Origin of the sequence: Kitasatospora viridis (assembly GCF_007829815.1) — a bacterium.
Classification (GTDB): domain Bacteria; phylum Actinomycetota; class Actinomycetes; order Streptomycetales; family Streptomycetaceae; genus Kitasatospora; species Kitasatospora viridis.
In genome coordinates, this window is the sequence record NZ_VIWT01000001.1 from 4,417,019 (window position 1) to 4,441,595 (window position 24,577).

28 protein-coding genes and 1 pseudogene are annotated in these 24,577 nt (G+C 72.6%); 13 read left to right on the forward strand and 16 right to left on the reverse strand.

All coding sequences use genetic code 11. The features are described from left to right. Window positions 1-30: 30 nt before the first annotated feature. Genes FHX73_RS19855 through FHX73_RS19865 form a run of 3 tightly spaced genes read right to left on the reverse strand, consistent with a single transcriptional unit; the run spans window position 31 to window position 2,617 of the window. Window positions 31-921 (reverse strand): metal ABC transporter permease, encoded by an 891-nt coding sequence (locus FHX73_RS19855; protein WP_145906269.1) that lies wholly within the window; start codon window positions 919-921, stop codon window positions 31-33. Next, entirely contained in the window at window positions 918-1,676 is a 759-nt protein-coding gene (locus FHX73_RS19860) for a metal ABC transporter ATP-binding protein (protein WP_145906270.1), read from the reverse strand. The genes FHX73_RS19855 and FHX73_RS19860 overlap by 4 nt, the downstream gene beginning before the upstream one ends. 14 nt (window positions 1,677-1,690) lie before the next feature. Next, window positions 1,691-2,617 (reverse strand): metal ABC transporter substrate-binding protein, encoded by a 927-nt coding sequence (locus FHX73_RS19865; RefSeq protein ID WP_145906271.1) that lies wholly within the window; start codon window positions 2,615-2,617, stop codon window positions 1,691-1,693. Window positions 2,618-2,846: 229 nt separating this feature from the next. Here FHX73_RS19865 and FHX73_RS19870 point away from each other — a divergent pair, with 229 nt between their 5' ends. Continuing rightward, a complete protein-coding gene (locus FHX73_RS19870) occupies window positions 2,847-4,229 on the forward strand; it encodes a glycine--tRNA ligase (RefSeq protein WP_145906272.1) in 1,383 nt (460 codons plus the stop codon). Between the two features lie 59 nt (window positions 4,230-4,288). Here the strand turns inward: FHX73_RS19870 and FHX73_RS19875 are convergent, their stop codons facing one another. Next, window positions 4,289-4,852, reverse strand: coding sequence for a riboflavin biosynthesis intermediates N-glycosidase (locus FHX73_RS19875; RefSeq protein WP_145906273.1), 564 nt, complete (start codon window positions 4,850-4,852; stop codon window positions 4,289-4,291). Between the two features lie 80 nt (window positions 4,853-4,932). Here FHX73_RS19875 and FHX73_RS19880 point away from each other — a divergent pair, with 80 nt between their 5' ends. Then, a complete protein-coding gene (locus tag FHX73_RS19880) occupies window positions 4,933-6,126 on the forward strand; it encodes a glycosyltransferase (RefSeq protein ID WP_145906274.1) in 1,194 nt (397 codons plus the stop codon). Here FHX73_RS19880 and FHX73_RS19885 read toward each other — a convergent pair. Continuing rightward, on the reverse strand, window positions 6,107-7,480 hold the full coding sequence (locus tag FHX73_RS19885) for a hypothetical protein (protein ID WP_145906275.1): 1,374 nt from the start codon (window positions 7,478-7,480) through the stop codon (window positions 6,107-6,109). The genes FHX73_RS19880 and FHX73_RS19885 overlap by 20 nt on opposite strands. A 107-nt stretch (window positions 7,481-7,587) precedes the next feature. Beyond that, on the reverse strand, window positions 7,588-9,105 hold the full coding sequence (locus FHX73_RS19890; RefSeq protein WP_145906276.1) for an MFS transporter: 1,518 nt from the start codon (window positions 9,103-9,105) through the stop codon (window positions 7,588-7,590). Between the two features lie 64 nt (window positions 9,106-9,169). On the opposite strand from FHX73_RS19890, the gene FHX73_RS19895 reads away from it, so the two are divergent. The 4 genes from FHX73_RS19895 to FHX73_RS19905 all read left to right on the forward strand — a co-directional run bounded on the left by FHX73_RS19895 (window position 9,170) and on the right by FHX73_RS19905 (window position 12,149). Next, window positions 9,170-10,075: a helix-turn-helix transcriptional regulator gene (locus FHX73_RS19895; RefSeq protein WP_145906277.1), complete on the forward strand. Its 906-nt coding sequence runs from the start codon at window positions 9,170-9,172 to the stop codon at window positions 10,073-10,075. Between the two features lie 370 nt (window positions 10,076-10,445). Continuing rightward, window positions 10,446-11,453, forward strand: a complete 1,008-nt coding sequence (locus FHX73_RS19900; protein ID WP_145906278.1) for an asparaginase — start codon at window positions 10,446-10,448, stop codon at window positions 11,451-11,453. Window positions 11,454-11,568: 115 nt separating this feature from the next. Continuing rightward, window positions 11,569-11,736 (forward strand): hypothetical protein, encoded by a 168-nt coding sequence (locus FHX73_RS44780; protein WP_170304971.1) that lies wholly within the window; start codon window positions 11,569-11,571, stop codon window positions 11,734-11,736. Further along, complete coding sequence (locus FHX73_RS19905) at window positions 11,736-12,149, forward strand: hypothetical protein (RefSeq protein WP_145906279.1); 414 nt, start codon at window positions 11,736-11,738, stop codon at window positions 12,147-12,149. The genes FHX73_RS44780 and FHX73_RS19905 overlap by 1 nt, the downstream gene beginning before the upstream one ends. Here the strand turns inward: FHX73_RS19905 and FHX73_RS19910 are convergent, their stop codons facing one another. Continuing rightward, window positions 12,150-12,983, reverse strand: a complete 834-nt coding sequence (locus FHX73_RS19910; protein WP_145906280.1) for an MBL fold metallo-hydrolase — start codon at window positions 12,981-12,983, stop codon at window positions 12,150-12,152. Window positions 12,984-13,008: 25 nt separating this feature from the next. Here FHX73_RS19910 and FHX73_RS19915 point away from each other — a divergent pair, with 25 nt between their 5' ends. After that, window positions 13,009-13,386 (forward strand): winged helix-turn-helix transcriptional regulator, encoded by a 378-nt coding sequence (locus tag FHX73_RS19915; protein WP_145906281.1) that lies wholly within the window; start codon window positions 13,009-13,011, stop codon window positions 13,384-13,386. Window positions 13,387-13,413: 27 nt separating this feature from the next. Here FHX73_RS19915 and FHX73_RS19920 read toward each other — a convergent pair whose 3' ends face one another. Beyond that, complete coding sequence (locus tag FHX73_RS19920) at window positions 13,414-13,821, reverse strand: hypothetical protein (RefSeq protein ID WP_145906282.1); 408 nt, start codon at window positions 13,819-13,821, stop codon at window positions 13,414-13,416. Window positions 13,822-13,972: 151 nt separating this feature from the next. Here FHX73_RS19920 and FHX73_RS19925 point away from each other — a divergent pair, with 151 nt between their 5' ends. Further along, window positions 13,973-14,905, forward strand: coding sequence for a rhomboid family intramembrane serine protease (locus FHX73_RS19925; protein ID WP_145906283.1), 933 nt, complete (start codon window positions 13,973-13,975; stop codon window positions 14,903-14,905). Window positions 14,906-14,983: 78 nt separating this feature from the next. Here FHX73_RS19925 and FHX73_RS19930 read toward each other — a convergent pair whose 3' ends face one another. Both FHX73_RS19930 and FHX73_RS19935 read right to left on the reverse strand, forming a co-directional pair. Then, window positions 14,984-15,181 (reverse strand): hypothetical protein, encoded by a 198-nt coding sequence (locus tag FHX73_RS19930; RefSeq protein WP_145906284.1) that lies wholly within the window; start codon window positions 15,179-15,181, stop codon window positions 14,984-14,986. 108 nt (window positions 15,182-15,289) lie between these two features. Then, window positions 15,290-15,523 carry a hypothetical protein gene (locus FHX73_RS19935; RefSeq protein WP_145906285.1) on the reverse strand — a complete coding sequence of 78 codons (234 nt, stop codon included), beginning with the start codon at window positions 15,521-15,523 and terminating at the stop codon, window positions 15,290-15,292. A 131-nt stretch (window positions 15,524-15,654) separates the two neighbouring features. On the opposite strand from FHX73_RS19935, the gene FHX73_RS19940 reads away from it, so the two are divergent. From FHX73_RS19940 to FHX73_RS19950, 3 genes are read left to right on the forward strand one after another with little or no spacing between them, the layout of a single operon-like run. Then, window positions 15,655-16,473, forward strand: coding sequence for a Scr1 family TA system antitoxin-like transcriptional regulator (locus tag FHX73_RS19940; protein ID WP_145906286.1), 819 nt, complete (start codon window positions 15,655-15,657; stop codon window positions 16,471-16,473). Beyond that, the gene (locus tag FHX73_RS19945; RefSeq protein WP_145906287.1) at window positions 16,470-16,670 is read left to right on the forward strand and encodes a DUF397 domain-containing protein; all 201 of its coding nucleotides are present in this window, start codon (window positions 16,470-16,472) and stop codon (window positions 16,668-16,670) included. Before FHX73_RS19940 ends, FHX73_RS19945 begins: the two co-directional genes overlap by 4 nt. A gap of 36 nt (window positions 16,671-16,706) precedes the next feature. Then, window positions 16,707-17,624: an ornithine cyclodeaminase family protein gene (locus FHX73_RS19950; protein WP_145906288.1), complete on the forward strand. Its 918-nt coding sequence runs from the start codon at window positions 16,707-16,709 to the stop codon at window positions 17,622-17,624. 69 nt (window positions 17,625-17,693) lie between these two features. Here FHX73_RS19950 and FHX73_RS44785 read toward each other — a convergent pair whose 3' ends face one another. The 6 genes from FHX73_RS44785 to FHX73_RS19970 form a co-directional block, all read right to left on the reverse strand. Further along, on the reverse strand, window positions 17,694-17,834 hold the full coding sequence (locus tag FHX73_RS44785; RefSeq protein ID WP_170304972.1) for a hypothetical protein: 141 nt from the start codon (window positions 17,832-17,834) through the stop codon (window positions 17,694-17,696). 25 nt (window positions 17,835-17,859) lie between these two features. Next, window positions 17,860-18,459 carry a GNAT family N-acetyltransferase gene (locus tag FHX73_RS19955; RefSeq protein ID WP_145906289.1) on the reverse strand — a complete coding sequence of 200 codons (600 nt, stop codon included), beginning with the start codon at window positions 18,457-18,459 and terminating at the stop codon, window positions 17,860-17,862. Window positions 18,460-18,472: 13 nt separating this feature from the next. Beyond that, on the reverse strand, window positions 18,473-18,637 hold the full coding sequence (locus FHX73_RS44790) for a hypothetical protein (protein ID WP_170304973.1): 165 nt from the start codon (window positions 18,635-18,637) through the stop codon (window positions 18,473-18,475). Between the two features lie 85 nt (window positions 18,638-18,722). Beyond that, window positions 18,723-19,196, reverse strand: coding sequence for a YxiG-like protein (locus tag FHX73_RS19960; RefSeq protein ID WP_145906290.1), 474 nt, complete (start codon window positions 19,194-19,196; stop codon window positions 18,723-18,725). A gap of 50 nt (window positions 19,197-19,246) precedes the next feature. After that, entirely contained in the window at window positions 19,247-19,903 is a 657-nt protein-coding gene (locus FHX73_RS19965) for a response regulator (protein ID WP_145906291.1), read from the reverse strand. Further along, window positions 19,900-21,027, reverse strand: coding sequence for a sensor histidine kinase (locus FHX73_RS19970; RefSeq protein WP_246213605.1), 1,128 nt, complete (start codon window positions 21,025-21,027; stop codon window positions 19,900-19,902). Before FHX73_RS19970 ends, FHX73_RS19965 begins: the two co-directional genes overlap by 4 nt. Window positions 21,028-21,189: 162 nt before the next feature. Between FHX73_RS19970 and FHX73_RS19975 the strand changes: the two are divergent. Both FHX73_RS19975 and FHX73_RS19980 read left to right on the forward strand, forming a co-directional pair. Next, window positions 21,190-21,996: pseudogene (locus FHX73_RS19975) on the forward strand (ABC transporter ATP-binding protein). Beyond that, the gene (locus tag FHX73_RS19980; protein ID WP_145906293.1) at window positions 21,996-24,560 is read left to right on the forward strand and encodes an ABC transporter permease; all 2,565 of its coding nucleotides are present in this window, start codon (window positions 21,996-21,998) and stop codon (window positions 24,558-24,560) included. Before FHX73_RS19975 ends, FHX73_RS19980 begins: the two are co-directional and overlap by 1 nt. Window positions 24,561-24,577 lie beyond the last annotated feature (17 nt).

A 24,577-nucleotide genomic window follows, 5' to 3' on the forward strand; every position in this document is an offset into this window, starting at 1 on the left:
CTCCTCCTGGGCTTCGGGGCGGGTCACACCTCATTGTGCCAGCCCCGCACCGGCCGCCGGTTGCTCCGCGGCGGCCGGTCGCGACGGCCCGTCGCTGCGGTGCCGGCGCCGGGCCAGCGGCGCGGCCAGCACGCTGAAGACCGCGAAGCAGGCGATGGCGAGCAGCACGATGGCCGAACCGGGCGGCACGTCGGCCTGGTAGGAGGTGACCACACCGCCGAGCGAGACCAGTACTCCGATCACGATGGACAGCGCCTGGGTGGCCCGGAAGGACCGGGTGAGCAGCTGCGCCGCCACCACCGGCACCACCATCATCGCGCTGACCAGCAGCAGCCCGACCACCCGCATCGCGACCGTCACGGTGACCGCGGCCATCACCGCGATCAGCAGGTTGAGCAGCCGCACCGGCACCCCGGTCACCTTGGCGAACTCCTCGTCCTGGCAGACCGCGAAGAGCTGGCGGCGCAGGCCCAGGCTGACCGCGATGACCACGGTGCCGAGCGCCGCGATGGTGATCAGGTCGCCGTTGTCCACGGCCAGGATCGAGCCCCACAGGTAGCTGTCCAGGCTGCCGCCGGTGCCGCTGGCGGCCGGCGACTTGCTGATCAGCAGCCGCCCGCAGGCCATGCCGCCGTAGAAGAGCATGGCCAGCGCGATGTCCCCGCGCTGGTTGCCCCGGGAGCGGACCAGCTCCATGATCACCGCGGCCACGGTGCAGACCAGCACCGCCATCCAGACCGGGTCGGTCTGGAAGAGCAGCCCGAGGCCGACGCCGGTGAGCGCCACGTGGCCGATGCCGTCGCCCATCAGCGCCTGCCGCCGCTGCACCAGGTAGATGCCGACGGCGGGTGCGGTGATGCCCACCAGCAGCGCGGCGAGCAGGGCCCGCTGCATGAAGTCGTAGGAGAGCAGGTCGGTCATGTCAGCAGTCCCTGGCGGGTCGCGGTGCGGTGGTGGTCCTGGTGGTCGTGGTGGTGCTCCTGGTGGTGGGCGGCGTCGGCCGGCGGGCCGTCCTGCACCACCCGGCCGTCGCGCAGCAGCACGGCGCGGTCGATCAGCGGTGCCAGCGGGCCGAGTTCGTGCAGCACCAGCAGCACCGCGCAGCCGCGGGCGACCTCGGTGCGCAGCGTGTCGGCGAGCACCTGCTGGCTGGCCAGGTCGACCCCGGCCATCGGCTCGTCCATGATCAGCAGGTCCGGCGAGCCGGCCAGCGCGCGGGCGATCAGCACCCGCTGCTGCTGGCCGCCGGAGAGGTCGGCGACCCCGTCCCCGGCCCGCTCCAGCATGCCCACGGCGTCCAGCGCGGCGTCCACGGCGGCCCGGTCGGCGCGCCGCAGCGGCAGCATCCGGTGCCGGGACAGCCGCCCGGTGGCGACCACCTCGCGCACCGTGGCCGGCACGCCGCCGGCGGCGGTGGTGCGCTGCGGCACGTAGCCGATCCGGCGCCAGTCGCGGAACCGCCGGCCGGGCACCCCGAACAGCTCGCGGTCGCCGGCGGTGAGCGGCACGGTGCCGATCACCGTCTTGATCGTGGTGGACTTGCCGGAGCCGTTGCTGCCGAGCAGGGCCACCACCTCGCCGGCGCCGACGCTCAGGTCGAGCCCGTGCAGCACCGGGCGGCCGCCGAGCGCGGCCTGGGCGGCGGTCAGCCGGACGACGGGTATCGCGGAGTCCATGGGGTGACGTCCTGTCAGCTCGCGCAGCCGAGAGCGGCCTGGAGGTTGCTCAGGTTCTGCTGCATGATCGTGAAGTAGGTGTCCTGGGAGCCGGCCTTGACGCCCTCCAGCGGGTCGAGCACGGCGGTCTTCAGGTTGAGGTCCTTGGCGACGCTGTCGGCGAGCTTCGGGCTGACCAGGGCCTCGAAGAAGATGGTGGTCACGCCGTTGTCCTTGGCGGCCTGCTGGATCTGGGCCAGCCGGGCCGGGGTGGGCTCGGACTCGGGGTCCACGCCGTTGATCGCGATCTGCTGCAGGCCGTAGTGGTCGGCCAGGTAGCCGAAGGCGGCGTGGCTGGTGACGAAGGCCTTGCGAGTGCAGCTCTTCAGGCCGCTCTGGAAGCTCTGGTCCAGGGTGGCGAGCTGGGCGACCAGCGCGTCGGTGTTCTTCTGGTAGTCGGCGGCGTGCGCCGGGTCGGCCTTGGCCAGCTCGGCGCCGACGCCCTTGGCGACGGTGGCGTACCGGGTGGGGTCGAGCCAGATGTGCGGGTCGGTGCCGCTCTCGGCGCCGCCCTCGTCGAGGTGGTGGTCGACCAGCGGGGAGAGCGCCGCGGCGTCGACCACGTACTTGCTGCTGGACTGGGCGACCGCCTTGTCGACGGTGGGCTGCAGGCCCTTGAGGTAGACGACGGCGCCGGCGGTCTGCACGGTGGCGACCTGCTTGGCCGTCAGCTCCAGGTCGTGCGGCTCGACGCCGGCGGCCGTGAGATCGGTGACCTTGACGTGGTCCCCGCCGATCTGCTCGGCCAGGTACTGCAGCGGGTAGAACGAGGCGACCACGTTGACCTTGCCGTCCGCGCTCTTCGCGCCCGTGCTGCCGCCGCACGCGCTGAGCGCGAGGCCGGCGGTCAGGGCGAGCGCGGTGAGGGCTATCGGGGTGGCACGGTTGCGGCGGATCATCATGACAATCATTCTCATGTCAACTGGAAATGATTGTCAACTCGCCTGATCTTCGTACGCATGCTATGACGCACGGCGGTCGCGTGGTGACAGTGGGTGTCCGAGTTGCGTTATTCGATTTGAGCGCCCTACCCACCCGTTCGGTAACCTGAGGTATTCGGGTGCGCGCAACCAGCCGCGCCTTGACCGTGCCGTCGCACGCGAGTGCGGCGTCGTATTTGAAGAGAGCACTGTGGCCGCCGACAAGATCGACACGATCGTCAGCCTGAGCAAGCGCCGAGGCTTCGTCTACCCCTGCAGCGAGATCTACGGCGGCACCCGCGCCGCCTGGGACTACGGGCCACTGGGCGTGGAGCTCAAGGAGAACATCAAGCGCCAGTGGTGGCGCGCGATGGTGCACGCTCGCGAGGACGTGGTCGGACTCGACTCCTCGGTGATCCTGGCCCGCGAGGTCTGGGAGGCCTCCGGCCACGTGGCCACCTTCAACGACCCGCTGACCGAGTGCACCTCCTGCCACAAGCGGTTCCGCGCGGACCACCTGGAGGAGGCCTACGAGGCCAAGCACGGCAAGCCGCCGGTCAACGGCCTGGCCGACCTCAACTGCCCGCACTGCGGCACCAAGGGCTCGTTCACCGAGCCCAAGGAGTTCTCGGGCATGCTGAAGACGCACCTCGGCCCGGTCGAGGACGGCTCCGGCCTGGCCTACCTGCGCCCCGAGACCGCGCAGGGCATCTTCACCAACTTCCGCTCCGTGCAGACCACTTCGCGCAAGAAGCCGCCGTTCGGCATCGCCCAGACCGGCAAGAGCTTCCGCAACGAGATCACCCCCGGCAACTTCATCTTCCGCACCCGCGAGTTCGAGCAGATGGAGATGGAGTTCTTCGTCAAGCCGGGCGAGGACGAGCAGTGGCACGAGTACTGGCTCCAGGAGCGCTGGAACTGGTACCGCGACCTCGGCCTGCGCGAGGAGAACATGCGCCTCTTCGAGCACCCGAAGGAGAAGCTCTCGCACTACGCCAAGCGCACGGTCGACATCGAGTACCGCTTCAACTTCGGCGGCACCGAGTTCTCCGAGCTTGAGGGCATCGCCAACCGCACCGACTACGACCTCGGCGTGCACAGCGAGCACTCCGGCCAGGACCTGAAGTACTTCGACCAGGAGTCCGGCGAGCGGTACTTCCCGTACGTCATCGAGCCGGCGGCGGGCCTCAACCGCGCCATGCTGGCCTTCCTGCTCGACGCCTACTTCGAGGACGAGGCGCCCAACGCCAAGGGCGTCATGGAGAAGCGGGTCGGCATGCGGCTGGACCCGCGGCTGGCCCCGGTCAAGGTCGCGGTGCTGCCGCTGTCCCGCAACGCCGACCTGTCGCCGAAGGCCCGCGGCCTCGCCGCCGACCTGCGCCAGGCCTGGAACGTCGAGTTCGACGACGCGGGCGCGATCGGCAAGCGCTACCGCCGCCAGGACGAGATCGGCACGCCGTTCTGCGTCACCGTCGACTTCGACACCCTTGAGGACAACGCGGTGACCATCCGCGAGCGCGACACCATGGCGCAGGAGCGGGTCTCGCTGGACCAGGTCAAGTCCTACCTGGGCGCCCGCCTGATCGGCTGCTGACGCACCGACAGACGTGCAACGGGCCCTTCCCCTACGGGGGAAGGGCCCGTTGCCGTCGGTCAGCCGGCCAGCCGCTCGCGGGCCGCCATCAGTGCGAACCCCAGCAGGTTGAGGCCGCGCCAGCGGGCCGGGTCGCCCGCCCGCTCGTCCTCGGCGGCCAGCCCGATGCCCCAGATCCGGTCCACCGGACTGGCCTCCACCAGCACCCGGTTGCCGGTGCCGAGCAGGTAGGCGCGCAGCGCCGGGTCCTGCCCGAACTTGGCCACGTTGCCCTCGACGACCAGCTCGAACCGGGCCGCCTCCCACGCCTCCTCGCGGAAGCCGCGCACCAGCCGCCCGAGCTTCTTCGCCTCGGCGGGCGAGCGGGCCGCCAGGATCCGCGGCACGATCTCCTCGTCCCCGCTCAGGCGCGCCTTGCCCGCCATCATCCAGTGCTCGGCGCTGGCGTAGCGCACCCCGCCGACCTCGAACGGGGCGGGCCACCACTGGCTCAGCGAGCCGGACCCGATGCTGCCGTCGCGCTGGGGCCGGTGGCCCCAGAAGAACAGGTACTTGGGCCGGGTGCCGGCGGTGGTGAGGGAGAGCAGGTCGGGGACGGAGCGGGTCTGTGCTGGGTGGTCCATGGCGGTGATCCTCGCAAACGGCGCCGAGGGCGGCGAGGGCATTTCGGATCGGGGCGCGTAAGGTCGGGCCGGGAGGTCAGATGAGGATCCTCGTTCTCGCCGCCGGGTCCACCGGCGACGTCGCCCCGTTCACCGGCCTCGGTGCCCGGCTGCGCGCGGCCGGCCACGAAGTGACGGTGGCCACCCAGCCCCGGTTCGAGGCGGCGGTCACCGCCAGCGGGCTCGGCTACCGGCCGCTGCGGGCCGAGTTGCACCGGGAGCTGTCCCCGATGAAGCAGGCCGCCGCGTTCATCCGGGAGATGGGCGCCGGGGCGGCCGCGCTGGCCGAGCCGGCCGCCGACCTGCTGCTGGTCAACGCCACCACCGCGCAGCTCGGTTGGCAGCTGGCCGAGGCGACCGGTGCCCGCTGCCTCGGTGCCTACCTGCAACCGGTGCACCCGACCCGGGAGTTCAGCTCGGTGGTGGGCGGCGGGCGGTCGCTCGGCGGCTGGGGGAACCGGGCGGCGGGGCGGCTGGCGCTGCGGGTGATGGACCGGATGTACGAGCCGACGGTGCGTCAACTCCGCGCCGAGCTCGGGCTGCCCGCGCTCACCGCCGCCGCCGTGCGGGCCCGCTCGGAGGCGGCCGGCGACCCGGCGCTGCACGGGTACAGCCCCGCGCTGCTGCCCCGGCCGGCCGACTGGCGGCCCGGCCTTGAGGTGGTCGGCACCTGGTGGCCGGACACCCCCGGCGACCCCCGACTGCCCGCCGAGCTGGCCGACTTCCTGCAGGCCGGGCCGCCGCCGGTGTACCTCGGGTTCGGCAGCATGGGCGCCGGCGAGGGGGAGCGGCTGAGCGAGCTGGCCGTCGCCGCGCTGCGCCGGGCCGGGGTGCGCGGGGTGGTGCAGGCGGGCTGGGCCGGGCTGGCCGCGGGTGCGGGGCCCGAGGTGCTGACGGTCGGCGAGCTGCCGCACGAGCTGCTCTTCCCGCGGGTCGCCGCCGTGGTGCAGCACGGCGGGGCGGGCACCACGGCCGCCGCGTTGCGGGCCGGCGCGCCCACGGTGACCGTGCCGGTCCTCGGCGACCAGCCGTTCTGGGGCCACCGGGTGGCCCGGCTCGGCGCCGGGCCCGCGCCGGTGCCGTTCAAGCGGCTCACCGCCGAGCGGCTGGCGGCGGCCGTCACCGAGGCGGTCGGGAACCCGGGCTACCGCGGCCGGGCGGCGGCGCTCGCCGAGCGGCTGGCCGGTGAGGACGGCGCGGGGCGCGCGGTCGACCTCATCGAGGCCTGGGCCTGAACAGCCGCCGCCAGCCCCGGCGCCGCTCGCCGTCCAGCACCGCGGAGACCGCCGCGGCGAAGGCGTCCGGCTCCGCCGCAGCGCCGGTCGACAGCAGCCGGTGGGTGCCGTCGGTGGTCCACTCGCCGAGCACCGCGCCGGGTTCCCTGGTCACCGGGTCGATCGCGAACTCCACGGTGAAGTAGCGCAGTTCGTCGCCCCCGCTGGGCAGCACGGCGGCGGCCAGGTGGGCCTCCGGCGGGGCTACCGGCGGGGGCAGCGTGACGAACACCCCGGTGTGGCCGTTGCCGAACCGGCGGTACTCGCACTCCAGCCCGTCCCAGGACACCCGCTGGTCCGGGGGCAGCCGGGCGCCGACCTCACCCCACAGCTCGACCAGCATCGGGGTCAGTCCGCCCACCGGCACGTCGGTGACCAGCTCGGGCCCGACCGCGCGCAGCGCGGCCGGCAGCGCCCGGTGGGCGAACTGGTAGTGGTGGTGGCGCCGTTCGACCGGGGCCGGCGGGGCCGCGGTGAAGGCGAACTCGGCCTCCATGGCGACCCGCAGCCGCCCGCCGGGACCGATCGCGGTCTGCGGGGTGAGCTGCCCGCCGCGCCACCAGTAGACGTGCGGCGAGAGCTCGGCGGCCTGCTGGTCGGCGGGCAGCGCCCGGTAGCGCAGCATGGTGCCGAAGACCGAGGCGATGTGGTCGTCCACCGGGGCGAAGAGCAGTTCCTGGGCGGAGGGCACGGCCGCCAGCAGCCCCTTGTCCGGCACCGGACGGCCGGTCAACTGCTCGAACAGCTGCTCCAGCACCAGGATCCGGCTGGCCGTCAGCACCGAGAGCCCGCTGAGCACGTGGAACTCGCCGCCCCGGGTGCCGTCGGCCAGCTCGTGCCGCTCGATCGGCAGTGCCAGCAGGTTGGCCCGGGCCCGGGCCCGCAGCTCGTGCGCGTTGCCCAGCTTGGCGACCCCCTGGGCGGAGAGCGTGGAGAGCCCGTCCGGCACCCGCAGGGCCAGGAACTCCCGCAGGCCGGGCAGCGGTTCGGGCGCGTGCAGGTACTCCTCGCCCTCGGCCAGCGCGGCCGAGCCGACCAGTAGCGGGTAGAGCCTGCCGAGCAAGTCCGCGCGCGGGGCGGCGTCCAGCTCGGAGGGCCCGGTGGTGTGTTCGAGCAGCGACCGGACGTGCGCGCGGATCAGGTCGGCCCGGTCGGTGCCGGGGCCGGCCAGTCGCCCGAGCTCCTCGTCCAGCACGGCGAGCCCGTAGCTGCGGCCGAGGGTGTCGAAGGCGATCGCCCCGCGCACCACGACCGGCACGCCCTGGGCCGCGAATTCGGCCCTGATCTCCTCTGCCGTACCCGAGTTGATGGACACCAGCTCTCCTCGAAGGTGCGTTCCGGACCGTCCACGCTACCTCCTCGCCCGATCGGTCGGCCGATCGGGCGGTGCGTGGCCGGGCCGGTGGGCCGTGGTCGACCGGGTCAGCCGATCGACCGCGGCAGGCGGGTGGAGAGGAAGGCGACGGCGGCGGAGGAGCCCAACTGGAGTGCCATCACCAGGGCCAGCGCCTGCCCCATGCCCAGGCCCGGCGCCAGCGCCAGGAAGAGCGTGCCCCAGGTGGCCACGCCGAGCGCCAGGCTGGACTGCTGCGAGGTGGCCAGCACCCCGCTGCCGACGCCGGCCCGCTCCAGCGGCACGGTGGAGAGCACCACCCGGAACAGCGGGGTGCCGACGAAGCCGTTGCCGCCGCCGATCAGCACCATCGCGGGCATCAGCGTGAAGATCCCCAGGCCGTTGAAGTCGGTCAGCGCGGTGATGATCAGCACCACCACGCCGACCGGCTGGATCAGCGCGCCGATGGTGATCACCCGGCTGCCGAACCGGCCGATCAGCCGCGGCCCGGCCAGCGAGGTGCTGAAGTAGCCGACCGCCAGCGGCACCAGGGCCCAGCCGGAGTCCACCGGGCTGAGGTGCAGGCCCTGCTGCAGGGTGATCGCGATGATGAACATGAAGGCGCCGAAGTTGCTGAAGTACGGCAGCGCGATGCCCAGTCCGCTGCGCATCTCGGGGATCCGCAGCAGCGAGAGCGGCACCAGCGGCAGCCGCCCGGCCGCCTCGGTCCGCCGCTCGACCGCGATGAACGCCCAGGCGATGAACGGGAAGAGCGCCATCGAGACCCAGGTCCACAGCGGCCACCCGACCGCCCGGCCCTCCATCAGCGGGATGAACAGGCTGAGCAGCGCGGCGCAGAGCAGCAGGGTGCCGGGCAGGTCCACCCGGCTCGGCGCGTCGGACTTGCTCTCCGGCACGAAGCGCATCGCCATGACCGCCGCGACCAGCGCGAACGGCACGTTGAGCAGGAAGACCACGCGCCAGCCGCTGCCGAACAGGTTCGCCTGCACCAGCATGCCGCCGAGCACCTGGCCGATCACCACGCTGATGCCGCCGGCCGCGCCGTAGATGCTGAGCGCCTTGGCCCGGGCCTGCCCGTGGGTGGCGGCGGTGATGGTGGCCAGCACCTGCGGGATCAGCAGCGCCGCCGAGGCGCCCTGGGCCACCCGGGCGGCGACCAGGGCCCAGGCGCTGGGTGCGACGCCGCAGGCCAGCGAGGTGACCGCGAAGAGCGCGGCGCCGGCGATGAAGAGCTTGCGGCGCCCGATGCTGTCGCCGAGGCGGCCGCCGAGCACCAGCAGCACGGCGAAGGCGATGCCGTACCCGGCGGCGATCAGTTCCAGCACCGCCGGTCCGGCGGCCAGGTCGTGGTCGATGGTGGGCAGCGCGACGTTGACGATGAAGAAGTCGAGCATCGGCAGGAAGGCGCCGAGCATGACGGTGACCAGGCCGGCGACCGTGAGGGTGCGGTGGACGCCGGGGCTGCCGACGGGGGTGGGGGCGGCGGTCGGTGCGGTGGTGCGGACGGTGGTGCTCGAACGTTCCAGTTGCTGGGTCACGGGTCCTACGATCCGCCTCGCAATACCCTGGTACCAGAGTCTCCTCATCCTGGTACCAGAAGTACCCGGCACCAGGGTCGCGGACGGTGCGGCCGAGGCGCATCCTAGGGGCATGCGCACGCTGAACACCCCTGCCGCAACCGCCGTTCCGCCGACGTCCGGGACGCACGCGCCGGTCGCACCGGATGCCCGGCACGCGCCCGACGTGCGCCGTCAGGAGTTGGCCGCCTTCCTGCGCAGCCGTCGCGAGCGGATCACCCCCGAGCAGGTGGGCCTGCCCGACACCGGCCGCCGCCGCACCCCGGGCCTGCGCCGCGAGGAGGTCGCGCAGCTCGCCTCGGTCGGGGTCACTTGGTACACCTGGCTCGAACAGGGCCGGGACATCCAGGTCTCCGCCCAGGTGCTCGGTGCCGTGGCCCGGGCCCTGCTGCTCGACCCGAACGAGCGCGCCCACCTCTACACCCTGGCCGGCGCCGCGCTGCCGGAGCCGGGGGTGGAGTGCCCCTCGGTCACCCCGTCGGTGCGCCGGGTGCTCGACCAGCTCTCGCCGCTGCCGGCCTGCGTGATGAACTCCCGCTACGACCTGCTGGCCTGGAACGCCACCTACGCCGAGCTGCTCGGCGACATCGACGCGCTGCCCTTCGAGGAGCGCAACATCGTCTGGCTGCTGTTCACCAACGAGGCCTTCCGGGCCCGGTTCCTGGAGCCGGAGGCGGTCGGCCTCGGGGTGGTGGCCCGGCTACGGGCGGCGCTGGCCGAGCACGTCGGCGACCCGGCCTGGAAGTCGCTGCTGGCCCGGCTGCGGCGGGCCTCGCCGGAGTTCGAGTCGGCCTGGCAGCGGCACGAGGTGGGCGCGCTGGTCAACGGCATCAAGGGGTTCGTCCACCCGGTGGTCGGGACGATGCGGATGGAGTACACGAGCATGTGGCTCGGCCGGCGACTGGGTACCCGGCTGGTCACCTACACGCCGGTGGACGAGGAGACCGAGGAGCGGCTGCAGCGCCTCGCCGAGCTCTGAGCGGGGGCCCTAGTGCCGCGTCAGGCAACCTTCGCCCCGTCGCGACGCCCGGCACGCACTCTCGCCGCACCGGCCGAAAGCCCAAGTACGTCCAGTACGAGGACTTCCGGCCGGCACGCCGAGAGCACGCACCGGACGCCGCTCCTTGACGGGCAAAAGTTGCCTGACGCGGCACTAGGCGCGGAGGCGCGAGGGGCTGAGCGCGGGGGCGCGCCGGAAAACACCCCCGATCGGCGGATCCGCGCGAGGATCCACCACTCCGACGGCCCCGTGCTGGTCGAACTGGCGATCCGCTTGCGCACTGACTTTCCTACTATTGCGACCGTCCATACGTGCGCGGAGCAAGTAGCGAGAGAAGGGGTGACGGGCCATGGCACGGATCGTCGTCATCAGCACCGGCGGAACCATCGCCAGCCGCTGGCAGGGGACCGGCTTCGCCGCCGAGGCCCGCGGTCAGGAGGTGATGGCCATCGCGGCCGTCCCGACCGGCATCGAGGTCGAGGTGGTCGACCTGTTCAGCGTGAACAGCCCCCGCCTCACCACCGCCCACCAGCTCACCCTGTTGCGCACCGTGCACGAGGTGCTGGCCGACCCCGGTGTGGACGGGATCGTGGTCACCCACGGCACCGACACCCTGGAGGAGACCGCCTTCCTGCTCGACCTGCACCACGACGACCCGCGCCCGGTCGTGCTCACCGGCGCCCAGCTGCCGATGGAGGCCCAGGACGGCGACGGCCCCGGCAACCTGCACGACGCCCTGGTCACCGCCGCGGGCGTGCGCGACCTCGGCGTGCTGGTCGTCTTCGACGGCAAGGTGCACGCCGCCCGGGGCACCGTGAAGACCCAGACCGTCGCGCACGACGCCTTCGCCGACCAGTCCGCCAGCCGGGTCGGCGACGTCGGCTTCGGGCGGGTCTCGGTGCTGCGCGTGCCGGAGCGCCCGGCCGCCCTGCCGCTGCCCGAACTCCCGGACCGCGCGCCCCGGGTGGACCTGGTGATGCACCACACCGACGGTGACCCGGTGCTCTTCGAGGCCGCGCTGGCGGCCGGCGCGCAGGGCGTGGTGCTGGTCGCCACCGGTGCGGGCAACGCCACCCCCGCGTTCGTGGAGGCGGTGGCCACCGCCCGGGAGCGGGGCGTGCTGGTCGCGCTGACCACCCGGGTGCCGGCCGGTCCGGTCACCGAGATCTACACCCAGGGCGGCGCGGTGGACCTGGTGGCCGCCGGGGCCGTGCCCACCGGCACGCTGCGGGCCGGCCAGGCCCGGATCGCGGTGCTCGCCGCGCTGCTCGCCGCCCCCGACGCCGAGCGGCGCCGGCAGCTGTTGCACGCGGTGCTGGGCGCCGGGTCGGTGGCGGGGGCGCAGCCCGGCAACTGACGCCCCGTCAGTGCTGTTGTTGACGTGTCGTGACATGACGTGCGTTGACTCACCCCGCCCCGGGACGGAATTCTGCTGGTCAGTCCAGTAGCACCGGCACCAGGGGGAGGGCACGTTGGGTGACCAGCCGACCGGCGGGCTGCCCGGCGCGGGCGCCGGGCCGGCCCGGGACTGGCTGGCCGCCGCCGGCGCGGTCGCCGTCGACGTCGCGGACGACGAGCAGGTGGCCCGCTGGCTGGAGGCGGTCGGTGCGGTGCTGAGGCTGCGTCAGGCGGGCCGCTGATGCGCCGCCGGTGGCGGGTCGCGGTGGCGGCGGCGGTGGCCGGGCTGCTGCTCGCGGGCTGCGACACGCAGTCGGGCAAGCTGGACCACGGCCGGGTGTTCGGCTTCGACACCCCGCAGCTGAAGGTGGCGGTCGGTCAGACCTTCTCGCTGTACCGGAAGCTGGCGGTGGTGCCGGGCCAGAGAGACTGGACCGTGGTCGATCCGCAGCCCGACCCGGGGGTGCTCAAGGTGGTCGGCCCCGACTACCTGAAGGGCGGCGGCGGCATGGGTGACGGTGGGTCGGTCTACCTGGTCTTCAAGGCCGTGGGCAAGGGCGGCACCGACTTCACCGTGCAGAACTGCGGCAGCTGCGACGCCATGCTCCGGCCGACCTACCAGGTGCGCGAGACCTATCACCTGGTGGTGGGCTAGCTAGCTGCCCTGGAGCTGCGGGGTCGCCAGGCGGGCGAACTCCCACGGGTCGTGGGCGCTGAACACGGTCACCCCGTGGTCCCGGTGCAGGATGCGCAGCAGGTCGAGGGTCGCGCCGGCGGCCGTGGCGTCGATCTGGGCGCCCTGCTGGACCGGCGCGAAGACCGGGTGCCGCAGCGGCGGGGTGCGGTCGATCTCGCCGTGGTACATGTACGCGTCGCCGGCGTGCAGCAGCCACCCGCCGTCCGCCGCGCGCACGGCGACCCCCGCGTGCCCCGCCGAGTGGCCGGGCAGCGGCACCAGCAGCACCTCGGCCGACAGCCCCTCGGGCCGCACCACGCCCGCGACGCCGAACCAGTCGGCCGGCTCCTGAGCGGGCGTCAGCAGCGGCCGGTGTGCGCGGTGGGTCGGCATGAAGCGGTCCAGGGTGTGCCGGTGGTGTGCGGCGGCCGGGTCGGTGGCGGCCCGGTACTCGTCGGCGAGCAGGTGCACCCGGGCGTGCGGGAAGTCGGGCAGGCCGCCGGTGTGGTCGCGGTGCAGGTGGGTGAGCACGATGTGGCGCACGTCCTCGGGCGCGAAGCCGAGGCCGGTGACCTGGTGCAGCGCCGTCTCCTCGGCGCGCAGCCCCGGCCGGGCGTGGGCGACCCAGTCGGCGCCCAGCGAGCCGTCGGGGTCGCGCAGGTCGCCGGTGCCGATGCCGCTGTCCACCAGGACCAGCCCGTCCGCCCCGGTCTCGATCAGCAGGGCGTGGCAGACGGCGTCGAGCTCGGGCCCGTCGCCCTCGACCGGCGGAATCGTGCGCAGGGAACCGGTGTTGAGATGATGGATTCGCATGTGAGGGAGCGTAGGAGGGGGCTTCGTGGCTCACCAAACGGTTGGACACGGTCCCCTGGCCGACTGTCCGCAGAGCGAACTGGTGCCGCCGGGGCCCGAACCGCGCTGCCCGGTCGACATCACCCTTGCCGCCCTGGCCGGGCGCTGGACCCCGCTGGTGCTGCGCGAGTTCCTGCTGCGGGGCGAGGCGACGTACTCCGAGCTGTCCGCCGCCCTGCCGACGCTGTCGGACAAGGTGCTCTCGGAGCGGCTGGCCCAGCTGACCCGCGCGGGCATCATCGACCGCCACCGCGAGGCCGGTTGGCCGCCCCGGGTGCGGTACGTGCTGACCGGCGAGGGGCGGGAGCTGGCACCGGTGCTGCGCAGCATGTGGGACTGGGGGGCGGCGCGCCGGGACGGGTGAGTCACGGTGCCGGTTCGTGGCGGTGGTTCACGGGTCGACGATCGGCACGCAGGGCTGGGCCTGCCGCAGGTCGACGGTCAGCCCGTGGGCCGGTGCCACGTTGAACAGCAGGTCCGCGCCGCTGACGGCCGCGAGCGCGAGCGGGGCGAGCAGGCAGCCCGTCAGGATCCGGATCCACAGCCGCTTGCGGTGGAGCAGGTGCGGCGACCAGAAGCCGAGCAGGAAGGTGCTGGTGTACACCGTCAGGTAGCAGAGGCCCTTGAAGAGCGGCGTGGCCAGGTCGATGTTCGGGTCCGTGTCTCCCGGCTCGGGGTGCGGGTAGCACTCCAGGTAGCCGGGGACGAGCACGTGGACCGTCCACAGCAGGCAGACGCTGAGCACGAGTCCGACCAGCAGCGCGGCGGTCGTCAGCGCGGCGACGCGGCCTGAAGACATGGGCTCCCCTCCTTGGTTCAGAGGAAGGGACGGCTGATGTTGATCTTCGGTTCCCGTGGCGGGCCGGACCCGCGCGGACGCACCGTCAGCACCGTTCGCTAGCTTGTGCGGATTCGACCCACCGACGGCCCCAGACGGAGAACCACCCGCGATGAACCCGACGCCCGCCCCCGAGGCGCCGCCCGCCCCCGCCTGCTACCGGCACGCGCAGCGCGAGACGTACATCCGCTGCACCCGGTGCGACCGCCACATCTGCCCGGACTGCATGCGCGAGGCGCCGGTCGGCCACCAGTGCCCCGACTGCGTGCGGGCCGGACACCAGGGCATGCGCGAGGCGCGGACGGTCTTCGGCGCCCGCACGGGTGCCGGGCCCGTCCTGACGTACCTGCTGATCGCGCTCAACGTGCTGGCCTACCTGCTGGAACTGGCCCGCCCCGACACCGTCGACCGCTACGACAACCTGGGCCAGGGACTGCTCGGTCCGGACGGCAAGGCGTACGTCTTCCAGGGGGCCGGGGTCCCGCTGCCGCCCGGCTTCCACCTGTCCGGCGTCGCGCACGGCGAGTGGTACCGCCTGATCACCTCCGCCTTCCTGCACCAGCCGCCCGGCCAGGGCACCTTCGGGATCCTGCACATCCTGATGAACATGTACTCGCTGTGGCTGTTCGGCCGGGTGATGGAGGTGCAGCTCGGCCGGATCCGGTTCCTGGCGCTCTACCTGCTCTCCGCCGTCGGCGGCTCGGTGCTCGGCTACCTGATCTCGCCGACCGAGGCCGCCCTCGGCGCGTCCGGCGCGATCTTCGGCCTGGTCGGCGCCTACTTCCTGATGACCCGCCGGATGCACTCCGACCCGCTGGGCGGCGGGCGCCAGTTGATCGCCTCGGTGATCTGGCTGGTCGCCTCGGCCGGCATCACCTCCTGGCAGGGCCACCTCGGCGGCCTGCTCACCGGCCTGCTGCTGGGCACGGCCTTCGTCTTCGCCCCGCGCAAGGCGCGGGCGGCGGTGCAGGTGGCGGCGGTGCTGGCGGTCGGCGCGCTGCTGGTGGGCGGGGTGCTGTACCAGACGGCGGCGCTGACGGGGTGAGGGGTTGAGGGGTTGACGTGCGGCGCACGGCCCGGCCGCTGGGGCTCGGGCCGGTGCTGCGTGTCGACATGGCGGGGGTCAGCGCCGGTCCGGCAGCGGACAGCGGGGGCACTTGCACTCCGGCCACTCCGAGGTGAGTTCGATCGCGCAGGGGACGGCGAGGTCGAGGGTGCCGGCGGAGAGCTCGATGCGCTCGCCGGCGGTGGTGATCCGGTAGGTGCGCAGGTGCAGGATGCTGCGGCGGGTGTGGGGCGGGTCGGGGAGCGGGATCGTCATGGGTCAGCTCGCGTTGCAGTAGGGGCAGTTCGGCCACCCGAGCGGGCAGGGCCGGGGCCTGGGGGTGGGGGCGGGGAGGAGTCGGCGCAGGAGCAGCACGGTCAGCGATCAGCGATCAGCGGCGGCGGCGCGGAGCAGGACGTCGGCGAGCTGGAGCGCCACGTCCGGGCGGACGGCGCCGAGCTCGATGAGCGTGGTGCCGGTGAAGGGGGAGGGGTGGTCCAGCCCGAGGGAGGGCAGCGTGACGCCAACTCCCTGGAGGCCGAGCGTGAGTTGGGTGAGCGCGTGTTCGGCTTCGCGGCGCTGGTCGGCGATGAGGACCTGGAGGCGGGAGGGGGGCATGGGGTGCTCCGATCTTTGGGGAAAGGGGGGTTCCTGCCGCTATTGACTGTGCATCATGGGGAGTGCGCTCCGGAGGGGTTTGACTACTGAGCGCGTTGAAACTGGCGCTAGTCAATGCTGGGAGTTGCACCATGTCCCTGGCCGATGCACTCGACCCCACTGCTTCCGTTCAGGCGTTCTACGCAACGGATCTGCGCAAGAAGCGGGAGGAGCACGGCGTCACGCAGCGGGAGTTCGCGAAGCTCGCACTCATGGCGCCGTCGCTGTTGAACAAGATCGAGGCCGGCGTGCGGCTGCCCACCAAGGAGCTGTCCGAGCTGGCGGACGGGCGGTTCGGGACGGGGGACTACTTCCAGCGGTTGTGGCCCTTGGTGATCAAGTTCGCGTTCCCGAAGTGGTTCCGGCCGTTCGTGGACCTGGAGGAAGCGGCGCGCATCATCCGGTCGTTCCAGGTCCAGGTGGTGGATGGCTTGTTGCAGACCGAGGAGTATGCGCGAGCGGTGATGTCCGGGCGTCGACTCGAAAGGGCTGTTGCGGCCGAACAAGTTGCAGCTCGCATGCAACGACAGGAAATCCTGAATCGAGATGATCGGCCGGACTTGTGGGTTGTCCTGGACGAACTGGTGCTGCGGCGCCACATTGCCAGTCCGTCGGTCATGCTGAAGCAATTCGAACGACTAATCGCTGAGGCGGAAGCTCCCAGGACGGTCCTGCAAGTCCTTCCGTTCGACAGTGGAGCTCATGCGGGGCTCGGTGGGCCGTTCTCCGCGCTGACCTTGGATGAGGGGCCCGGTCTCGTAGTAGTTGACGGGTTCCTTCAAGGGCAAATTCTGGCCGATCCTGACGATGTGGCAGCTGCGGATCGCGCCTATGATCTTCTTACGGCTCACGCCCTTTCACCCCGAGCGTCGATCGATCGGATCGTCGCTGCAATGAAGGATCTGAGATGACCACTGTGCACCCTCTGTGGAGGAAGAGCAGCCACAGCAACGACAACGGTCACTGCGTCGAGGTAGCGGACAACGTTCCCACTGTTCTCCAGCTCCGCGACAGCAAGGACCCCCACGGCCCGCTGCTCACCGTCTCGCCCGACGCCTTCCGCTCGTTCCTCGTAGCGCTCAAGGCAGGGCAGTTCCAGGGCACCTGACGGATCGCCGTGATCACCGTCCCTTACGGTGACGCCATGACGACTTCCGTGAACGAACCGCTCCTCCTCTCCGACGCCGACGTCCGCGCCCACCTCTCCGCCGAGCGCACCGTTGCCGCCATCCGCTCCGCGCTGGTCGAGCACCACCAGGGCACCCTGCACGCGCCTGCTCGTGCGCACGCTGAACTGGGGGACGGGGCGCTCGTCTTCACGGTGGGGCGGCTCGCTGGGCAGGGGGTGTTCGGGTTCCGGGCGTACGACACGTTCGTCGGGGCCGAGCAGCTGGTGGCGCTCTGGAGTGAACAGGACGCCTCGCTCCGTGCCGTCGTGCACGGCCGGGAGCTCGGCAACCGGCGGACCGGGGCGATCGGTGCCGTCGCCGCCGATCTGCTCGCGAAGCCCGGGCCGGTGCGGGTCGGGCTGTTCGGGACCGGGCTGCAGGCGTGGACGCAGCTGTGGGCGCTGACCGCCGTGCGGCCCGTCACCGAAGTGCTCGTACAGAGCCGGAACCCCGCGAACGCCGAGGCGTTCGCCGCGCGCGCCCGGGCGGAGCTCGGCGTGGAGATCCGCCCCGCCGGCTCGCCCGAGGAGGCGGCCCGGGAGCGGGACGTCGTGATCACCGCGACCAACAGTTCAACTCCCGTGCTGGAGGCGGAGTGGCTCGCCCCCGGCACCCACCTGACCACGCTGGGGCCGAAGTTCGCGCAGCACCACGAGATCCCGGTCGAACTCGCCGAGCGCGGCGAGGTGTTCTGCACCGACTCGCTCGCGCAGCTCAACGGCTACCCCGATCCGCACCTCTTCGCCGGGAAGCCGATGGCCCAGCTCGGCGCGCTCGCCGCCGGTGACGCGCCCGGCCGCACCAGTGCCGACCAGGTCACCGTCTTCTGCTCGGTCGGCCTCGCCGGTACCGAGGTGGCCGTGGCCGCCGCGCTGGTGGAGGCCTTGGGGTAGGCGCAGCCGAGTGTGCAAGGTGGCGGTCTTCTCGGCAGAGGTACGACCGAGAAGACCGCCACCTTGGTCCTACGCCTCGGTCTGCTCCGGGGCGGTCGGCTCGGTCAGCTCGGTCGGCGCGATCGGCCGGCTCGGGGTGTTCACGGCGTCGATGCCAAGCTCGGTCTCGTCGACCGGGGCGAGGCGGTCTCCAGGGCGGGCCTGATCCATGCTGTCCTCCATGTGTGACGGCGCGTCAGTGCGCGCGGTGGGTGCCGGTGGTACCCGTCTGGTCCCCGGCAGGTTCTTCAAGGGCGGTGCAGCTGCCCGCCCGACTCCGAGCAGACATCTCGAACAGCAGGACGTCGGCGTGGACGCCTCGCAGCTCCAGGTACTGGCTCTCCCGGCCGCACTGCTCGAAGCCGACCCGTCGTAGCAGCCTCGCCGATGCCGTGTTGCGGGCGTCGCAGGTGGCGCGGACCCGTCGCACGCCCGAGGCGAGGAGGCGGTCGGTGACGGCGGTCAGCGCCTCGGTCGCGTAGCCCCGGTGGTGCACCTCTCTCGTGAGCGTGATGCCCACCGCCGCCTGGGTGCCGTCGGCCTCGGTCGCGACGAAGAGGTCACCGATCAGGCCGGGGTGCCGGAGCAGCTCGATCGCGTACTGGAAGAAGCCGGGTCGGTCGGGCTCCTCGGTGCGGTAGCCGGCGATGACGGCCGCCGCCTGTGCCCGGTCGATCGGCGTCCGCCAGGCCTGGTGGCGGGCGACGCGGGGGTCGGAACGGTAGCGCGCCAGGGCGGGCGCATCGTCAGGCGCGAAGCGGCGCAGGCGGAGTCGCGAGGTCACGAGCTCGGTCATCTGCGGAGGCGAGTCAGAGGCAGCCCATCGGCGTGCCGCCGCAGGCCTCGGGTGTCACCTGGCTGGTGGCCCGCGCCGCAGTGTGTGCGGCTGGTCCGGCAGTGAGGGGCCCGGCCGCCACCGCGATCACCAGGGCCGCCACCACGCCGACCACGACCCGAACTGCCGACTTGCGCACGATCGTCCTCCAGGACTGCGAACCGAAAGCTGACTCACAGTAGGACAGTCGCCGATCAACAGCCGATGGACACGGGCGCGGGCTCTCAGTCCGTGGCGTACGGGGCGTAGCCGACCGGGACCTCCGTGACCTGGAGGTCGGAGAAGAGCAGGGTCAGCCGCTGGGCGTTGGTCTCGACGAGTACGTGGTGGAAGTCGATCCCGACCTCGGCCGACCAGCGGCGGGCCGCGTCCGACTGGGGGAGCAGGCTCGCGCCCGGGTACATGCACTGCCACTTCACGCCCCAGACGAACCCGTCGAGGTCGGCGCCGGTGTCGAGGTCGAGCAGGCGCTCGTCCAGCGACCGCTGCCAGGTCTCGGCCGGTACCGTCGTCTCGCACCGCGCCTCGACGCAGTGCCGGAAGAGGTAGCGCAGGTAGGCCGGGGGGATCCCGGTGCTCTTGGCCGCCGTCATGTAGACGATGACCTCGTAGTCGCGCATGTAGTCGGTGTAGCCGTGGTAGACGAGGGCGTGGTCGAAGGTGTCGTCCAGCAGCTGTGCGAGTAGCGCGGTGTCCATGCCGCCGTTGTACCGCACGGGCCGGACGGGTCGCGCAGGCCGGGCGGGCCCTACGGCGAGACCAGGCCCGCCTCGTACGCCCTGATCACCAGCTGCACCCGGTCCCGCGCCGCCAGCTTGGTCATCAGCCGGGCCACGTGCACCTTCGCGGTGCCGGGGGCGATGCCCAGGCGTTCGCCGATCTCCTGGTTGGAGAGTCCGCTTCCCACCAGGGTGAGCACTTCGCGCTCCCGGACGGTGACGCCGTCCAGCGGCCCGGCCCGCCGGTCCGGCTTGCGCCGCCGAGCGCCCGCGAACTCCTCGATCAGCCGCCGCGTCACGCTCGGCGCGATCAGCCCGTCGCCGGCCGCGACCAGCCGGACGGCGCCGAGCAGGTCCAGCACCGGCATGTCCTTCACCAGGAACCCGCTGGCCCCGGCGCGCAGCGAGCCGAAGACGCTCTCGTCGTCGTCGAAGGTGGTGAGGACCAGGACCCGAGTGTCCGTCAGCTGACTGGTGATCAGTCGGGTTGCCTCGATGCCGTTAATAATGGGCATTCTTAAATCCATCAGGACCACGTCCGGCGTCAGCTCACGAGTCACCCGCACCGCCTCCGCCCCCGTGCCGGCCTCGCCGACCACCTCCAGGTCGGGCGTCCGGGAGATCGCCAACTTCAGCCCGGCGCGCACCAGTTCCTGGTCGTCAGCGAGCACCACCCGGACCGTCATGCCGGCAGCCTCGCGCTCACCCGGAAGCCGCCCTCGGGCCGGGGGCCCGCGCTGAATCGGCCGTAGAGCAGCTCGACCCGCTCCCGCATGCCCGCGATCCCGAAGGCGCCGTCGCCGACCCCGGCCGGTTCGCCGCCCACCGCCCCGCCCCGCCCGTCGTCCAGCACCTCGATCGCCAACTCCGCCTCCCCGTACTCCACCGAGACCCAGCAGTGCCGGGCGCCGGCGTGCCGCACCACGTTGGTCACCGACTCCTGCACGATCCGGAAGGCGGAGAGCTCGACTTCCGGCGGCAGCGGTCGTCGGTGCCCCCGCCACCGCAGGTCCATCCGCACGCCGGACTCCGCCGTCGTTTCGGCCAGGCGCGAAAGGTCCGCCAGGCCGGGTGCCGAGTCGGCCTCCGCGTCCCGCAGGCCACCGAGCATCCGCCGCAGCCCGGCCAGCGTCTCCCGGCTGGTCGTCTCGATCGCGCCCAGCGACTTGTCGACCTCCGACGGGTCGTCGACCGCCAGCCGGGCCGCGCCCGACTGGATCGCGATCACGCCGATGCTGTGCGCCACCATGTCGTGCAACTCCCGCGCGATGCGCAGCCGTTCAGCCTGCACGGCCTGGACGCGCCGGCTCTCCGCATAGTCGCGCCGCTGGCGCAGTGAGTTGCCGACCGCCCAACAGAAGGCCGTCGCCGAGGCGAACGGAACCGCTACGTGCACCGAACCCGACCAACTGCCATTGGCGCCGCGCCAACCGCAGAGCTCCACGGCGAACACCACCACCGCCGGCCCGACCGTCCGCAGCCGACTCAGGTCGGCGGCGGCGAGGCGCAGCACCAGGAGGTTCATCACGACCAGGAACCACGGCCACGGTGACCGCCCGAGCGCCACGGTACCCAGCCCGGCCGCCATCGTCGCGGCCAGCGCGAGCACCGGCCGGCGCCGGGCCAGCAACAGCGGCGCGGCCAGCAGGAAGGCCAGCACGGGCCAGAGCCACCGCAGCGGGTGGAAGGCGGACGGGCAGCGGATGCCGATCTCCATCGCCAAGACGAGCGTCGAGCACCACAGGGCGGCGCTCCAGGCCCGGGGCGGGAGTCGTTCGAGCAGCGGCGGTCGGGGCACGGTCTGATCCACCGGACCGATGGTAGTGAGCCGCCCCGCCCCCACCATCGGCTTGCAGGCCTATGCCCACGGACATACCCGGCGCCCCGAAGATCGGCTCCGCGCGGGACGCCCGGGCACCCGGCGGCGCGGGACGGTGGACGCACATCCCGTCAACTCCCCACAGGAGCAAGCGTGCAATCGACCACCTCCGCTGCCCGGGCGGTGGGCCTGAACAAGGTCTACGGCGAAGGCGAGACCAGGGTGACCGCCCTGGACGACGTCAGCGTCGAGTTCCGCCGGGGCGAGTTCACCGCGATCATGGGGCCGTCCGGCTCCGGCAAGTCCACCCTGATGCTCCCCCAGCCTGGCGGCTGGGAGGGGCCCCCAGGCATGGCCGGCCTGGACGCGGTCAGCTCCGGCACGGCGTTCATCGGCGGCACCGAGATCACCGCGCTCAAGGAGAAGCAGCTGACCCGCCTGCGCCGGGACAGCGTCGGGTTTCGTCTTCCAGGCCTTCAACCTGCTGCCCACCCTGACCGCGCTGGAGAACATCACGCTGCCGACGGACATCGCCGGCCGCCGGCCCGACGAGGAGTGGCTGGCCACGGTGGTCTTCACAGTCGGTCTGGGCGACCGGCTGGGGCACCGGCCCGGCCAGCTCTCCGGCGGTCAGCAGATGGGCCCCTCCTGTCCGATGGCGGGCAAGGAGGGAGGGTCGCGGTGGCCCGGGCGCTCGCCTCCCGGCCGGAGATCATCTTCGCCGACGAGCCGACCGGGAACCTCGACTCCCGCTCCGGCGCCGAGGTCTTGGGGTTCCTGCGCCGCTCGGTGGACGAACTCGGCCAGACCGTCGTGATGGTCACCCACGACCCGGTCGCCGCCTCCTACGCCGACCGCGTGGTCTTCCTGGCCGACGGCCGGCTGGTGGACGAGCTCACCGAGCCGACCGCCGAGGCCGTGCTCGGCCGGATGCGCTCCTTCGACGTGAAGGGCCGCTGATGCTGTACCGAACCGCACTTCGCAACGTGCTCGCGCACAAGGGCCGGCTGCTGATGACGGTGCTGGCCGTGCTGCTCGGCACCGCCTTCGTGGCCGGCACGCTGGTCTTCGCCGACTCGGTCGACGCCTCCTTCCGGAACAGCATCTCCAGCAGCTACCGCGGCATCTCCGTCCAGGTCACGGACACCGCCACCGGCCCGGACGCGGGGCCGATGGACCGCACCGGCGGCGCCCAGCCGCTCACCGACGCCACGCTGCGCGCGCTCGCCGCGCTGCCGGGCACCGCCGCCGCCCGGGGCACCGTCACCGGATTCGCCGGGATCGCCGACGCACAGGGCAAGTTGATCGGCCGTCGGGGCGACACCCACGGCACCAACTGGTCGCCCGGACCGGACGGCAGCGACCCGCGCTACCCGATGCTCCAGGGCGCCGGGCCGAGCGACGAGCACGGCATCGCGGTCGACAGCGGCACAGCGGCCGCGCGGCACTTCAAGGTCGGCGACACCGTCCGACTGGCCGTCACCGGGCCGGTCGCCCAGGTGACGGTCACCGGGATCTTCCGCACCGACGACCCGCAGGTGCGGGCCGGCGGCTCGCTGGTGCTGCTGGACACGGCCACCGCGCAGCGCTACTACGGCAAGCCGGGCGAGTACGGTGCCGTCGCGCTCACCGCCAAACCGGGAGTCGGCGCCGACGAGTTGGCGGCCCAAGCGGCCCGGGTGGTTCCCGGCAGCTCCAACATCGAGATCCAGACGGTCGACCAGCTGCGCTCCGCACAGCTGAAACTCGTCGAACTCGCGAGCCGCACGCTGGAGTTCGTGCTGCTCTGCTTCGCGGCCATCGCGCTCTTCGTCGGGATCTTCGTGATCTCCAACACCTTCAGCATGCTGATCGCCCAGCGCACCCGGGAGTTGGCGCTGCTGCGGGCGGTCGGCGCGAGCCGGCGCCAGGTCCGCCGCTCGGTGCTGGCCGAGGCATCGGTGGTGGGTGCGGTCGCCTCGGTACTGGGCCTGCTGGTCGGGATCGGCATCGGCAGCGGGATGCAGGCGTTGATGAGCTCCTGGGGCAGTCAGGCGATGGCCGGCACGCTGGTGATCGCGCCGACCACGGTGCTCGTCACCCTGCTCGCCGGCGTGCTGGTGACCATCGTCTCGGCCCTGCTGCCGGCCGTGCGGGCCTCCCGGGTGCCGCCGATGGCCGCGCTCAACTCAGTGGAGGCGCCGATCCGCAGGCGCGGCCTGGTGCTGCGCAACTCGGTCGGGCTCGCGCTGGCGGTGCTCGGGCTGGCCGTCGTGCTGTTCGAGAGTGGGCGGCACGGCGAGGGCGCGATGCGGCTGGTCGCGCTGGGCGCGCTGCTGCTGGTGCTCGGCGTGCTGGTGCTCACCCCGCTGCTCTCCCGCCCCGCGATCGCGCTGGTCGGGCCGGTCTACGGGCGGTTGTTCGGGGTCAGCGGCCGGCTGGCCCGGCGCAACGCGGTGCGCAACCCGCGCCGCACCGCCGCCACCGCCTCCGCGCTCACCATCGGGATCGGCCTGATCAGCGCGCTGACGGTGCTCGGCAGTTCGATGACCAGCGCCGTCGACCAGCAGGTCACCGAGGGCATGCGGGCCGATTACCAGGTCAGCGCGCTGTTCGGCCAGCCGCTCTCGCCGGCCGCGATCGCCGCGATCGCCGCGGCACCCGGCGTGGCGGCGACCGAGCCGCTGGACCAGGAGGCGCTGCAACTGCCCGACCAGCCCGCCCCGATGGGTGTCGCGGGGGTGGACCCGGCGGGGCTGGACCGGCAGATGGTGCCCACGATGGTGAGCGGATCGACGGCGGCGCTCGCCCAGGGACAGCTGCTGGTGGAGCAGGCCTCGGCGAGCCGGTCCGGCTGGACCGTCGGCACCAGCCTGAACGTCACCTATCCGGACGGCTCCGCGGGCACGTTGACGATCGGCGGGATCTTCCAGAGCTCCGACCTGGAGGGGCCGAGCCTGCTGAGCGAGGCGGTGCTGCGCCGGCACGTCACCCGGCCGTTCTACGGCAGCGTGCTGGTCCGGGGGACGGACGGCGCCACGGCGGCCCTCCAGCAGGCGCTGCGGGACGCGACCGGTGACAACCCGCTGATCCAGGTGCAGTCCCACCACGACCTCCAGGTGGCGTTCGCCGCGCGGACGGTGCTGCTGCTGGAGGTGATGTACGGGTTGCTGACCATGGCCGTGGTGATCGCCGTGCTGGGGGTGGTCAACACGCTCGCCATGTCGGTCTTCGAACGGCGGTGCGAGATCGGCCTGTTGCGGGCGATCGGGCTGGACCGGTCGGGCGTGCGGCGGATGCTGCGGCTGGAGGCGGTGGTGATCGCCGTCTTCGGCGCGGTGCTGGGCGTCGCGACGGGGGTGCTACTGGCCTGGTCGGTGGTGCGGATGACCAAGGACGCGGTGGCCGACCTCAGCCTGGTGCTGCCGTACGGGCAGTTGACGCTCTACGTGCTGGGCGCGGGCGCGGTCGGCCTGCTCGCGGCGCTCTGGCCGGCCCGACTGGCCACCCGGGCGGGCGTGTTGGCGGGGATCGCGGCCGAGTGAGACAAACGGTTTGCCGG